Here is a 14,208-nt window from a genome sequence, read left to right on the forward strand (position 1 = left end):
GACGATGACGCACCGCAAGAACGCCAAGAGGGACAGCAGGCAGTCCAGGGCCCCACGCCCGTCCGCACGGCAGCAGCCCCCGGCCGAACCGGCCCTCCATCCCGACCACGCCGTCGCCGTCGTGGGCCTGGCGTGCTCCTTCCCGCAGGCCGCCGACGAGACGGAGTTCTGGTCGCGGCTGTGCGAGGGGCACGACTGCATCACCGAGGTCCCGCCCACTCGCTTCGACATCGACGCCTACCACGACCCCAGGCCCGGCACCCCCGGCAAGATCGTCAGCCGGCACGGCGGATTCCTCGACGGCATCGACGCCTTCGACGCCGACTTCTTCGGCATCGCCCCCCGCGAGGCCGGCCGGATGGACCCGCAGCAGCGGCTGCTGCTGGAGACGGCAGCCGTCGCCGTCGAGGACGCGGGCCTCACCCGTGCCCGGCTGGCGGAGGGCCGCACGGGGGTCTTCGTCGGCTCCATGGGCCGCAACTACTGGGACACCATGAGCCGCCGGGGCGTCCTCGACATCTACGCCAACGCGGGGACGGCGCCCAGCGTGCTGTCCGGGCGGCTCAGTTACGCGTTCGACCTGCACGGCCCCAGCCTCACCGTGGACACCGCCTGCTCCTCCTCGCTGACCGCCGTGCACCTGGCCTGCCAGAGCCTGCGCAGCGGGGAGTCGACGACGGCGCTGGTCGGCGGCGTGAACCTGGTCCTCGTCCCGGAGGAGAGCATCACCTTCTCCGACGGGCGGATGCTCGCACCCGACGGGCGGTGCAAATTCGCCTCCGCCTCCGCCGACGGCTTCGTCCGCAGCGAGGGCGTCGGCGTCGTCGTGCTGAAGCCGCTGCGGACGGCGCTGGAGGACGGGGACGCCGTCCGCGCCGTCATCCGGGGCTCCGCCGTCGTCAACGACGGGCAGTGGAGCGACGCGATGATGGCCCCGGCCGAGACGGCCCAGCGTGAGACCCTCCGCGCGGCCTACGCGGACGCGGGTGTGGACCCGGCGCGGGTGGACTACGTGGAGGCCCACGGGACCGGCACCGCGGCCGGTGACCCGGTCGAACTGCGCGCACTGAGCACCGTGCTGGGGGAGGGCCGCGAGGACGGGGAGCCGCTGCTCGTCGGCTCCGTCAAGTCGAACATCGGGCACGCCGAGGGCGCGGCCGGCATCGCCGGGCTGATCAAGGCCGTCCTGGTGCTGGAGCACGGCCTCGTCCCGCCGAGCCTGCACAGCGCCGAGCCGACCCCGGCGGTCGACTGGCAGGCCGCCCCGGTGCGGGTACCGCAGGAGACGACGCGGTGGGCCGAGGGGGAGCGGGCGAGGGTCGCCGGCGTCAGCTCGTTCGGCATCTCCGGCACCAACGCGCATGTGGTCCTGAGCGGTTACCGCCCCGAGGCCACCGCACCGGCCACCCCCGGGCCCGAGCCCGCACGGGCCAGGCTGCTGGCTCTCTCCTCCCACCGTCCCGAGACGCTGCACCGCGTGGCGCGGGACTACCGGGACCTGCTGATGCGAGACGACGGCGAGGCAGCGCCTCTGCGGGACGTGTGCTTCAGCGCGGCGACCCGCCGTGAGCACCGGGAGAGCAGACTGACCCTGGTCGGCTCGGACCGCCGCGAACTGGCCGGGAAACTGGACACCTTCCTCGACGGCGAGCCGGCCGCCTTCCTGCGCTCGGCGGACGAGGTGTACCCGGAGCGCGCCCAGGTGGTGTTCGTCTTCCCCGGCCAGGGTTCCCAGTGGGTGGGCATGGGGCGCGAACTCTTCCGCACCGAACCGGAGTTCCGGCGCGCACTGGAGGAGTGCGACGCGGCGATCCGGAGGGAGAGCGGCTGGTCCGTCGTCGAGCTGGTGACCGAGGCCGAGGAGGAGCCGGAGGACGTCGCCGTCGTCCAGCCCGCACTGTGGGCGATGGAGGTGGCCCTCGCCGCCGTCTGGCGCTCCTGGGGCCTCGAACCGGACGTCGTCGTCGGCCACAGCATGGGCGAGGTCGCCGCCGCCTGCGCCTCCGGAGCGCTGAGCATCGCCGACGGCGCCGCCGTCATCTGCCGCCGGAGCGCCCTGGCCAAGGAGGTCTCCGGCCGGGGCGCCATGGCCTCGGTGGAGCTGAGCGCCGCCGACGCCGCGCGCGAGCTGGAGCCGTACGAGGGCCTGGTGTCGGTCGCGGCGGTCAACGGCCCCTCGTCGACGATCCTTTCGGGCGACGGGGACGCGATGCGCGAGGTGCTGGTGACGCTCCAGAAGAAGGGCGTCTTCTGCCGTCTGGTGCGGGTGGACTTCGCCTCGCACGGGCCGCAGGTGGAGCCGCTGCGGGAGCCCCTGCTGACGGCGCTGAAGACCCTCGACCCCCGGGACGGCACCGTCCCCATGTACTCGACGGTGCTCGCCGAGCCCGTCGACGGCAGCGGTCTCACCGCCGACTACTGGGCCCGCAACCTGCGGCAGCCGGTGCTCTTCGGCCCGGTGGTCGAACGCCTGCTGGAGCGGGGGCCGACGGTTTTCGTCGAGGTCAGCCCGCACCCGATCCTCGTCCCCGCGATGCGCGAGTACGTCGACGCGGCACCGGCCGGCAGCCTCGCCGTCGGCTCGACCCGGCGGCACGAGCCCGAGACGGCCTGCCTGCTGGACTCGCTGGCCGCCGTCCACCTCAACGGACAGCCCCTCGACCTCGGGCGGCTGTTCGAGAAGGAGTCCGCGTACGTCCGGCTGCCGGGCCCGGCCTGGGAGCGGCAGCGGTACTGGTTCCCCGACACCCCTTCCGCCGGGGGGCCAGCGCCGCGGGAGAAGACCGACGAAGGCGACCACCCCTTGCTCGGCCGGCCCGTGCCGGGCGAGGGGCACGTGTGGGAAGGCCCGGTGGACCTCGCGGCCAACGCGTACCTCCGGGACCACCAGGTGCAGGGCGTCGTGATCATCCCCGGGACGGCCTACGTCGAGATGGTCGCGGCGGCGGCCCGCGCGGCGCGCGGCACCGTCCCTGAGCTGCGGGACGTCACCTACCACCGGGCGATCTATCTGAGGCCCGAGGAGGCGCCGCCGGTGGTCCGGGTGGCGATCACCCCTGCTGCGGACGGCAGTTGGTCCTTCGAGGTGAGTGCCCGGGAGGCGGAGGAGACGGAGTTCTCCCGCCGGGTGACGGGCGGCCTGGACTTCGGGGGGACGGGCGCCGCCCCGTCGGAACCGGCCACCCGCGAAGCCGTCACGGCACGCTGTACCGAGAGCACCGGCGACGAGTTCTACCGCGCGTTCGCCGCCAAGGGGAACCAGTGGCTGGGCGCGTTCCAGGGGGTCCGCGCCGTGTGGCGCGGCGAGGCGGAGGCGCTGGCGCGGATCGAGGCACCCTCCTCGCTCGGCCCGGTGGACGACCGCCACCTCTTCCACCCGGCGCTGCTCGACGCCTGCGGGCACACGCTGGCCGCCGCCATCGGGGACGCCGGACCGGCCGACGAGCACGACGCGTTCGTCCTCGGCGGCATCACCGCCGTCCGCCTCCACCACCGCCCGGACGGGCCCGTGTGGAGCCATGCGGTCCGCACCGCCGTACGCCCCGACGCGGTCGTCGGGACGGTCCAGGTGCGCGACGAACAGGGCCTGCTGATCGCCGAGTTGGAGGGCGTGACGCTGCGCTTCCTGGTGCCCAGGGAGCAGCCGAGGGACACCTCGGGATGGGTGCACGACGTCGTCTGGCGGCCGGCCGCGGCACCCGCCCCCGCCGCCCGCCCGGACGGCTACTGGCTGCTGTTCGGCGGCGCGGACGAGGCCACGGCCACGCTCGCCGGGCTCCTCGGCGGCCGCGTGGTCGTCGTGGAGGAGGGCACGGCGTACGAGCGTCCGGGTCCCGACCGGTACCGGATCGCCCCGGACTCGGCCGAGGGCCACCGCCGCCTGCTCGACGACCTCGACCGGGACACGGGCGGCGAACCCTGCGCGGGAATCGTGCACGGATGGTCGCGCACGGCCCGGGACCCGGAGAGCCGCACCGAACCGGCGGCGGACGTGGCGCGGGCGGTGCGGCGGGCCGAACAGCTCGGCTGCCACAGCGTGTTGCACCTGGTGCGGGCACTGGACGCACAGGCCGGGACGGTCCCCCGGCTCTTCCTGGTGACCGAGGGCGCGCAGCATCTGCCGGAAGCGCCGGGCCCGGTCTCGGTCGGGCAGGCGATGCTGTGGGGCTTCGGCCGTTCGCTGGCCCAGGAGTACCGGCGGTGGACGTGCACCCTGGTGGACCTGGAGCCGGGCAGCGGGGACCTCTCCCCGCTCGCCGCCGAACTCCTCGGCGGGACGGGCCGGGAGCACCAGATCGCGTTCCGCGGCGGCCGCCGCTACGTACCCCGCCTGGTGCCCCGCGCTCCGTCCGCAGCACCGCCCGCCCCGCGCGCGGCAGTCGGCCGGGCGCCCGCCCGGTACGCCCTGCGCGCCCGCACGGCCGGACTGCTGGACTCGCTGGAGCGGGTCCCGGTGCCGGAACGGGGCCCGGGACCGGGCGAGGTGGAGATCCGGACCACCCACTCCGCGCTCAACTACCGCGACGTGCTTACCGCGATGGGCGCCTACCCCGGCCTGCCGGAAGGCGCCGCGCTGGGCTGGGAGTGCGCGGGCGTGGTGACCCGGCTCGGCGAGGGCGCGGCGGGCGTGCGGCCGGGGGACGAGGTGGTGGCCCTGGCCGAGGGCGCGCTGGCCAGCCACGTCGTGGCCGACGCCCGCCTGGTGGCCCGCGTCCCCTCCCGGCTGACGGCCGAGGAGGCGCTCACCCTGCCCGCCGCGTACCTCACCGCGTACCACGGGCTGCACGAACTGGCCGGACTCGCACCGGGGGAGCGGGTGCTGATCCACTCCGCGACCGGCGGCGTCGGCCTGGCCGCCGTCCGCACGGCACTGTGGCGCGGCGCCGAGGTGTTCGCGACGGCGGGCAGCCCGCAGAAGCGGGCCCTGCTGAAGACCATGGGCATCCGGCACGTCGCCGACTCCCGCTCCACCGGCTTCGCGGACGCGGTGCTCGACGCCACCCGCGGCGAGGGTGTCGACGTCGTCCTCAACTCCCTCTCCGGCGAGGCCATTTCCCGGAACCTGTCGCTGCTCGCGCCGTACGGACGGTACGTCGAGATGAGCAAGAAGGACCTTCTGGAGAACAGCCGGATCGGCCTCCTTCCGTTCTCCAGGAGCCTCACCTTCCACGCCATGGACCTGGTCGACATGCTCCGCAACCGGCCCCGGCAGGCCGGCGTACTGTTCGACCGGGTGCTCGAACTCGTCGAGAGCCACGCCTTCGAGCCGCTGCCGTACGAGGTCTACGAGGGCGCGGACGCCGAGTCCGCGTTCCGGCGGATGGCCCGGGCCCAGCACGTCGGCAAGGTCCTGCTCCGCCTCGACGGCAGCCCTGAGACGGCGGTTCCGGTGCCCGCACCCCCGGCCGCCCCGGCAGCGGCTCCGGGCGCCGACTGGCAGGTGTCCGGCGGGAGTTGCCTGATCACCGGCGGGCTCGGCGGCATCGGCACCGAGCTGGCCAAGTGGCTGATCCACCGAGGCGCCCGCGACCTGATCCTGGTGGGCCGCAGCCCGCTCGGCGGCCGCGCGCCCCTGCTGAAGTCCCTGGAACGCGACGGGGCCCGGGTCACCTACCACGCCGTGGACGTCGCCGACGAGGCCGCGATGCGGGACCTGCTACGGGAGCACGCGGAGAGCGGCCGTCCGCCCGTACGCGGCGTCCTGCACGCGGCCGGCGTCATCGACCTCGCCCCGGCGGCCGAGCTGGACCCGGACGCGTTCTCCGCCACGGTCCGGCCCAAGGTCACCGGCGCGTGGACCCTGCACCGGGTGCTGGAGGACACGCCGCTGGACTTCTTCGCCCTGTTCTCCTCGGCCTCCGCCGTCCTGGGCTCACCCATGCTGGGCGCCTACGCCGCCGCGAACGCCGCACTCGACGCCCTGGCCCACCACCGCCGGGCCCGCGGCCTGCCCGCGCTCTCGGTCAACTGGGGCTTCTGGTCCACCGTCGGCATGGTCGCCCGGTACGCCGAGGAACACGGCCGCGACCTGGCCCCTCAGGGAATGGACAGCTTCACCCCGCACGAGGCCATCGGCCTCCTCCAGGACCTGCTCGCCGGCACCTCCACCCAGGCCACGGTGCTCGCCACCGACTGGCAGCGCTGGCGCACCGCCTACCCGGACGCGGCACGCGACGCCCTGCTGACGGAACTGGTGGGGGAGGAACCGGCGCCCACCGAGCCCCCGACGCCCCTGCCCAAGCAGCGAGTTGCGGCCCCGGAGCCGCGCCCGGAACCCGCCGGGCCTCCCCGTCCGGAGCCCGCCGAGCCCTCCGAGGGCACCGCGCAAGGCCCGGACGCCGTACGGGAGTTCCTCACCGAACGCCTCGCCAAGGTGCTGGCACTCCCGCCCCAGCGGCTGAGTGCCCGCAAGCCGCTCAACAGGCAGGGGCTGGACTCCCTGATGGCCACCGAGGTACGCGGCCAGGTGCAGCGCGCGTACGAGGTCACGGTGCCGCTGGCACGCATCCTGGGTGGTCAGAGCCTGGCCGACCTCACGGAGTTCATCACCGGGGAACTGGAGGGACGTTCATGAGGTGATCAGCGGCGGGCCCTGCGCAGCGGTGTCGCTCAGGGCCCGCCCGTTCCCCGTACGCCGTGCCCGGGCAGGCCCCGGGTCCCCGCCTTTGTCCGCGGGACCCGGGACGACGGCCATCCCCAGACGCTCGCCCAGGGGCGCGGGGCGCCGCACGATGCCCGCCTCGTACGCGAAGATGACCGCCTGCACACGGTCCCGCAGTGCGAGTTTCCCGAGGATGTTCTGCACATGGGATTTGACGGTGGACTCCGCGACTCCGAGTCCCGCTGCGATTTCCGGATTCGAGAGGCCCTGAACCATGAGCTCGAATACCCGTCGTTCCCGTCTCGTTAAATTCCGCACCTGTTCGAGGGTCTCCTGCGAAGCTCCCCTCAGGGAGACCGAAGCGGTGGCGAGATTCCTCGCGAGATCGGTCCGCACCGGAAGATATCCGGCGGCGGCCATCCGCACCGCCGCGATCAGCTCGGCCGGCCCCACGCTCCGGCTCAACAGCGTGCAGCGGCCGATCCGCAGCAGGCTGACGGCCTGGTCGTCCAGGGAGGAGACCAGCACGATCAGATGGACCGGCCGCGCGTCGCTCGACTGCGCCGCTATCCGCTCGGCGAGCACCAACGTCTCGCGCGAGAGCACCCGTTCACTGCACAGGATGACGTCCGGCCGATACCGGCACGCCACCCGCTGTGCCGTCGCCGGTGATTCGATGTCACCGACGATCGCCATTCCCGGTTCCTTGCCGAAAACAGCGTTCAGACCGGCCCGATCCAGCTGGTCCTCGCAGACGAGAAGGACGCCCGTATCCACCCGACCCACCATTCCGTCCCCCTCCGAAGGGTCATCTTTCAGCACACATGGTTACTCGGAATGAGGGTGGACAAACCATCAACTTCAAGCCATGGGGTCTTCAGAAAGAGCACAAGCGACCACCGAAGCAGTCAAAACTCTGGCATTCCACGATGAATCCTCGATGAAAGCCCCGTGAGGGCTCCCACATGAGCCCACGTCCGGGAGGGGCGCGGGGCCCATGCTCCGCGCCCCACAGACCGGTTGGCCGGTCAGTGGTGGAGGAGGAGGCTCAGCCGGCCCTGGCGCCCTGGCGCCCTGGGGCGCTCTGGCGAACCTGCGCTGGGGCACCTGACAGGTCCCCAACCTCGCCCACAACAGGGCGAGCCCTGTTCGGGACAAAGAGACCGAGGGTTCGAATCCCGCCATCCCGGCAGTCGAAATAGCAGGTCAGGCCCGGTGCTGAGGATTCCGTACCGGGCCTGGCCTGCGTTCGGAGGGCATTCTGGGAGCCAGGTGAAAGCCGACTTCGGGATGTGGCCTCCCGCTGGCTCCTCGGCACTCCGGTCGTACGAGTGCGCATGCTCCCTGTATTCAGCTCAGCAGCCCGCCGATGCGCTGAATTCAGCCCCCGCCGAACCGGCGCTGTGGCTCCGGAAGTCCGGCAGGGACCAGGACCTGTCGAAGAACGGGGCCGTCGGGGCGTACAGGCGGAAGTAGACGAACCAGCCGTCCTGGCCGACCGTCTTCATCCAATTGCTCTCGGCGGCCGCCGGGGCGGACGGGCCGACATACAGGTCGATGCTGCCGTCGTCGTTGTACTCGAGCTGCTCGTCGACGCTGTCCAGGCTGACGCTGCGGATCTCCGTGCCGCCGTTGTCGTAGGGGCGGCGGGTGTCCTCGCTGTAGAGCGTGAGGGACCAGAACTGGGCGGCCGGCACGTCGGCGGGGATGTGCAGGTGGTAGGAGCGATCGGCGCGCAGGAGCCGGCCGTCGCTGTCGCGCTTCGCCGTCATGAAGACCTGGCCGGCCGCGAGGGTGGGGTGAACCATGCCCTTGGTGCTGCTGACAGCCTCGTAGAACCAGGTGGCGCGCTGGTCGAGCTGGAGCATCGTGTCGTTCTGCTGCTCGATCTCGAAATCGAAGCTCTTGTACCAGCTCGTGTGCTCCCAATACGGCTTCCTGCAGCGGGGGTTGACCTGGAGGTTGCGGACCAGGAGTTCGCCGAGTGCCGCGCCTTCCTCCAAGATGCGGCGCTGACGGTCATCCGGCTCGAACCGCTGACCCTTGGCGATGCCGAGGGGTGCGAGCATCGCCATGAACGCCTTGTCGATCTCGCGGACAGGCTCCTCCTGGAGGGCGGCGGCCAGGTCGCTCCAGTACGCCAGTCCGCGCGCGGGCGTCGCGCTCCACTCGCGGTCGACGCCCTCGATGAAGCGGACCGGTGCCGGATCGGATCCGGCACGCGAGAGCTTCAGTCCTTCCTTGGCCGCCGTGGCCAGTTCCGGGTCCTTGGTGAGCAGCCGGAAGGCGATGAAGACGTTCACCGTGGCCGAACGGACCACGTGACGGCCGGAGTCCTCGTACGGTTGTGCGTCGTGCTCGGGGCCGAGGACGACATAGCCGCCGCCCTTGCCCGCGTCCGGGCCGGTCTGGCCGAGGTCCACAACAGGGCGCTGCCAGAAGTCCAGGACTCCACCAGCGGTGGGGCCGGCCGGGTGGTCGATGAGAACGGGGCCGTCCGCCAGGCTCGTGAAGTTGATGACGTACGGGGTCGTGAGGTTCGCCGTGACGATGCCGCGCTTCTCGCGCAGCGAGTCGTACACCACGAAGTCGCCGAACTCCGTCGACCCGAAGACCTCGCGGGCACGTTCGCGCCAGGTGAAGAACCCGACGAGCGGCAACGACCACAGGTACGCCTGAGCGGCACGCTGTGTGTCGAGCTGGTCGAAGAGAAGCTCGGCCGAGTCGTCGGTCGGGAAGGTGTGCTCCAGCTCGATCGTGCCGAACGCGGTCTCGATCTTTTCGTCACCGCTCAGGCGTGCTGCATGCAGTTCGGTCATGGCTCCTGTGCCTCCTTGCTGGGAAACCGACGGCGCCCGAGTCAGGTGCGCTCGATGGCGGGCGGCGGCCACGCGCCGTGGTGGATGGCCGGGTCGATGGGGCCGTACGCCCGCAGGATGAGCTGGAACGGACCGGGGACGCAGGGGAGCCAGTTGGAGTGGTGGCCGGGGCCCGGGTCGTCGGCCTGGATGAAGATGTCGAGTGAGCCGTCTTCCTGGTAAGTCAGGTCCGGCTGTTGACTGTTGACCGTCGTGCGGCCCGACGCGTGGTCGGGCAGGGCGCGGTCGGGCAGCGTGTAGATCGTGATCGACCAGTACGAGTCGACCTTCGGCAGCTGGTCCGCGTCCATGTGGATCGTGTAGGTCGCGTCGCCGTTCAGCGGGCGGCCCGCGGAGTCGAGGACGGCGGGCATGGCCGCGTATTCCTCTGCGGTGTTGGCGTAGATGCCGCGGTGGGCGACTCCCGCGCGCTGGAGGTAGTCGTGTCCGTAGGAGCCGGTCTGCGCGATCGGGTCGGGCAGCACCCAGCCGTTGCGGAAGGTGGTGCGGGCGGTGGCGGAGCGGGCCTGTACCAGCTTCCATCCGTCGGCGACCGCGCGCGTGAGGCCCTCGCGGGTGGCGGAGTCCAGGGTGTCCGGGACGAAGGTGTGGCCGGGGCCGACGCCGATGCGGGCGAAGAGGTGGCGCAGACCGTCCTCGGCGGGCCGCATGCCGCCCTCGTCCAGGGCGCGGTTCAGGACGGTGAAGTAGGAGAGGGAAGTGGAGAGTCCGGTCTCGTCGCGGATCACATCGCGGCGCGGATCGTCGGCCGGTACGACGGGCGGCTCGTACGCGGTGGCGGCCAGGAAGTGTGAGAGCGGAGTGAGCGTGAAGCCCTGTTGGATCTTGCGAGTGGCCGGGAGGTCCGCCTCGGTCTCGAACAGGGTGCGCAGCAGGATGAAGCAGGTGCGGGTGGGGACGCGGACCTCGGTGACGCCCGGGGGCAGGACGCCGTCCCAGCCGGGGGCGACGAGCGCGTAGTCGCCGGGGCCGGAACCGGCAGAGCGGCTTGAGATGTTGGCGGCGGTGTCGGTGAAGCTGTCGAGAACCTGGGCCGCCCAGTAGCGCATGCCGCCGGTGTCGGGGACATGCAGCACGGTCGGCTCGTCACGCAGGTCGAGGAACGCCTCGGAGTACAGCAGGTCCGCGTTCGGCGTGACGAAGAGCCGGTAGCGGTGGTCCGCGGGGAGCGGCTCGTGGAGAAAGGTGCCCAGCGGGGCGTGCTGGGGGAAGTCCGGGTCGAGCAGGCAGGCCCGGATGCGCCAGTTGTGCACCGCGGGCCAGCCGTAGACGTAAGCCTGGACGCCGATGGTGTACGCGTCCAGGACACGGGCCTCGTAGAGGGTGTCGCTGAGGGGTGAGTCGTCGCGCTCCACGCGGTCGGCACGGATGAAGCGGGCGGGAGGGGTGGCGATGCTGCGGTCGGTGGACCAGGTCGGCATGGTGTGGGCCTTTCCTGCGGGAGCTTAGGTGCGAGGGTCACGCGCGGGCCGGGGTCGAAGTCCGGGCAGCGGAGTTCAGGTGGGCCAGGGCCGATTCCGCCGCCCGCACCCCGCACATGCCGTGCACACCGGCGCCGGGCGGGGTCGAGGCCGAGCACAGATAGATCCCGGGGGCGCCCAGGCTGTACGGGTCGGTGGCGGCGCGGGGCCGGAAGACCAGCTGGCGGGCGTGGTTGGAGCCGCCCGCGATGTCGCCGCCGACGAAGTTCGGGTTGTACGCCGCCAGTTGGGGTGCCGTACGGGCGTGCACGGCGAGGATGCGGTGCCGGAAACCGGGGGCGAACCGCTCGATCTGAGCGGTCACCGCCTCGGTGACGTCCCCGGTGTGGCCGTGCGGGATGTGCGCGTAGGCGTACAGCGGGTTGGCGCCGTTCGCGGAGCGCGACGGGTCGGCGAGGTACTGCTGGCCCACGAGGACGAAGGGGCGGTCGGTCATGGTGCCGCGTGCGGTGGCGGCTTCCGTTGCTGCGATCTCCCGTGCACCGCCGCCGAGGTGGAGGGTGCCGGCGCGGCGGCAGTCCTCGTTGGTCCAGGGGACGTCACCGTCGATCGCGTAGTCGACCTTGTGTACGGCCGGGCCGTGGCGGTAACGGGTCAGCGCCCGGCGTACGCGTGGCGGCAGGCGGTCGCCCGCGATGCGGGCCGCGGCCTGCGGGGCGGTGTCGAGCAACACCACGTCGGGCTCACTGCCCAGGAGTTCGGGCAACTCGCGAAGTGCGGTGACCCTGACGCCCGTGCGGACGGCGCCGCCGAGGCTCTCCAGGAGGCGGATCATCGCGGTGGTGATCGCGTACGTGCCGCCTTCCGCTACGGGCCAGCCCACCGCGTGGCCCGCCGCGGCGAGCATCATTCCGACCGATCCGCTCAGCGGGGTGTCGAGCCGGCCGAAGGCGTGTGCCGCGACGCCCAGGAACAGGGCGTGGGCCGGTTCGTCCCGCCATCGGTGTGCCGCCCAGGTCGCGGGCGGCAGGACGCCCATGCCGAATCGGGCGAACGCCAGGGGGTGCCGGGGCAGGTGCAGCACCGGTCGGAAGACGTCCTCACCGATCTTGTCGAAACGGTCGGCGAGCGGGGCGAAGACCCGGCGCCAGGCGTCCGCGTCCCGGCCGAGGGTGGCCGCCGTACGCGTCATGTCGCGGGAGAGGACGCCGGCCCGGCCGTCGTCCAGCGGGTGGGCCAGGTCGAGATCGGGCCACAGCCAGCGCAGGCCGAAGCGGTCCAGGCCGAGGGAGTTCAGGAAGGGCGAGGCGACCCCGGTCGGGTGGATCGCCGCGCAGTCGTCGTGCAGGAGGCCGGGCAGGGTCAGCTCCGAGGTGTGGGTACCGCCGCCCGGCCGCTCCGCGCATTCCAGCACCGTGACGTCCAGCCCCTCCTGGGCCAGCCGGATCGCGGCGGCCAGGCCGTTGGGGCCGCTGCCCACGACTGCTGCTGTGGTCATGGTGTTCAGCCTTCCGCGACGAGTGAGCCGGCGTCCTCGGCGGACCGCACCCATTCGATCTCCACCGGGACGGGTCCGAGTGGCTCCGGCAGCCAGGGCTGACGCTCGACGGCGTCCGCGACCTTCCAGGTGCCGCGCTCGACGACGCCGAGGGCGGCGTCGATGACCTGGTAGCTCTGGGTGTCCTTGTGGATCGGCTGCGATTCGACCCATACGACGGTCAACTCACCCGGCGCGAAGTTCAGCCGCTTCTGCAGCGCGTCGATGAGTCGGATGTCGTGCAGGTGACCGTCGCCGAAGTTCCAGCCGGTGAGCTGGTTGCAGATGAACTCGGCCTCGCGGACGGTGTAGTTGTCGATGTCGGGCAGCCGGCGTGTGAGGACGGAGTACAGGCCGCGGCCCTGGCTGTGCAGCGAGCGCCAGGCCAGCGGCATCTGCATGGCGACCCGGGCGGCGTCCTCGTCGTACGCCATGACCATCTTCTGCATCTGTTCGACCTGGATGCGCGCGGGTGTCGCGAGCTCGTTCAGGCGCTCCTCGCAGCCGGGGGCGAACGCCCACGTCGCGGAGGCCCAGTTGCCCGCGTACTGGCGCATGGACGGAAGGAACGAGACGAGGTCGGGCCGGAAGTTGCCGAGGACGGGGAAGAAGGCGAGCGCGGCGAATATCAGCGGCAGCATCCACCACTGGGAGAAGTCGAGCACGCCGTAGCCGTCCTGCGCCGGGTAGCCGACGAAGAGGAAGACCGCGCCGAAGGCGAAGAGGGCGTTCCACTCCAGCGGCACGGCCAGCGGGAACGTGGACAGGATGAACAGGTGGAAGATCACCATCGACGCGGCGGCGAGCAGGGTGATCGTGCGGTCCGGCGAGAACAGCAGGATCAGCGGAAGGCCCAGCTCGACGGCGGTGCCGAAGATGTGCCCCATCACCCAGGCCAGTCGCGAAGGGCGGATGTCCTCGGGGAAGTTGCGGTAGTGGGCGCGACGCAGGGCTTTGGACGGCATGAACGGCCCGTTGGAGATCATCGGCGGGATCACGTTGGTGAAGTGCCGGCCGAACTTGGAGATGCCGGCGCCCAGCCACACCACCACCATGAGCAGCTTCCAGGCGATGATCATGTCGGTGAAGCCGAGCGCCGCCGACAGAACCAGGGCGGGCAGGTATTGCTCGCCACGGGCGCCCAGGAAGATCAGCCGGTCCCGCAGGCCGCAGAGCACGAGGAGCACGGCGACGACGACGTGGACCGCGGGTGTCACCAGGCCGCCGGTGCTGTCCGGGAGGGCGTCGGCGAGAGCCCTGTCGGCGGACCCCGGCAGTACGAGCCCGACGACGAGGCTCGCCAACAGGGCCGCGTACAGCAGGACATCGCCCACGGTGCGCGCGTCTCCGGCGGTCAGCGGGACCTTGCCGGGCCATGGCGGCAGCCGGATCGTGCCCGGCCGCAGCCAGTACAGCGCGCCGCCGGTCATCGGCTTGAAGTGACCGGCCAGCGGGCCCCAGGAGCCCGCGAGTCCCAGCACTTCGAGGAGCACCGTCCACAGGATGAGCTTCTGGTAGAGGATCGGCTCGCTCCACCAGGAGGTGAAGTCGGAGATGGAACCGAGATCGGACGTGTACCGGGCGACGAGGAGGCCGCCCAGGCAGTAGAGCACCGCCACCTTGAGCACGTAGATGACGGATACCGCGCGCGGGGCGCCGAATCCGTGCTCGGCCCAGTGGGTGCTGAGAATTCTGATCCGCTCCAGGAACGGGCGGGCCAGCAGGGTCCGAGGGTCTTCCTTCGGGGGGTCGGGCTGGAGGAATCCCATG

At 71.9% G+C, this 14,208-nt stretch carries 6 protein-coding genes; 1 reads left to right on the top strand and 5 read right to left on the bottom strand.

The window, feature by feature from the left end:
* Positions 1-4: 4 nt before the first annotated feature.
* The gene (locus tag HCC30_RS16165; protein ID WP_169443235.1) at positions 5-6,574 is read left to right on the top strand and encodes a type I polyketide synthase; all 6,570 of its coding nucleotides are present in this window, start codon (positions 5-7) and stop codon (positions 6,572-6,574) included.
* Here the strand turns inward: HCC30_RS16165 and HCC30_RS16170 are convergent.
* The 5 genes from HCC30_RS16170 to HCC30_RS16190 all read right to left on the bottom strand — a co-directional run bounded on the left by HCC30_RS16170 (position 6,569) and on the right by HCC30_RS16190 (position 14,207).
* Positions 6,569-7,378: a response regulator transcription factor gene (locus HCC30_RS16170; protein ID WP_346776659.1), complete on the bottom strand. Its 810-nt coding sequence runs from the start codon at positions 7,376-7,378 to the stop codon at positions 6,569-6,571. The genes HCC30_RS16165 and HCC30_RS16170 overlap by 6 nt on opposite strands.
* Before the next feature lie 578 nt (positions 7,379-7,956).
* On the bottom strand, positions 7,957-9,420 hold the full coding sequence (locus tag HCC30_RS16175; RefSeq protein WP_169443236.1) for a DUF1254 domain-containing protein: 1,464 nt from the start codon (positions 9,418-9,420) through the stop codon (positions 7,957-7,959).
* Positions 9,421-9,461: 41 nt separating this feature from the next.
* Positions 9,462-10,901 carry a DUF1254 domain-containing protein gene (locus HCC30_RS16180; protein WP_169443237.1) on the bottom strand — a complete coding sequence of 480 codons (1,440 nt, stop codon included), beginning with the start codon at positions 10,899-10,901 and terminating at the stop codon, positions 9,462-9,464.
* A 37-nt stretch (positions 10,902-10,938) separates the two neighbouring features.
* Entirely contained in the window at positions 10,939-12,399 is a 1,461-nt protein-coding gene (locus HCC30_RS16185) for an NAD(P)/FAD-dependent oxidoreductase (RefSeq protein WP_169443238.1), read from the bottom strand.
* A gap of 5 nt (positions 12,400-12,404) precedes the next feature.
* Entirely contained in the window at positions 12,405-14,207 is a 1,803-nt protein-coding gene (locus HCC30_RS16190; RefSeq protein ID WP_169443239.1) for a DUF3556 domain-containing protein, read from the bottom strand.
* Between the last annotated feature and the right edge of the window lies 1 nt (position 14,208).

Source organism: Streptomyces sp. HNM0574, assembly GCF_012726235.1.
Taxonomy (GTDB): Bacteria; Actinomycetota; Actinomycetes; order Streptomycetales; family Streptomycetaceae; genus Streptomyces.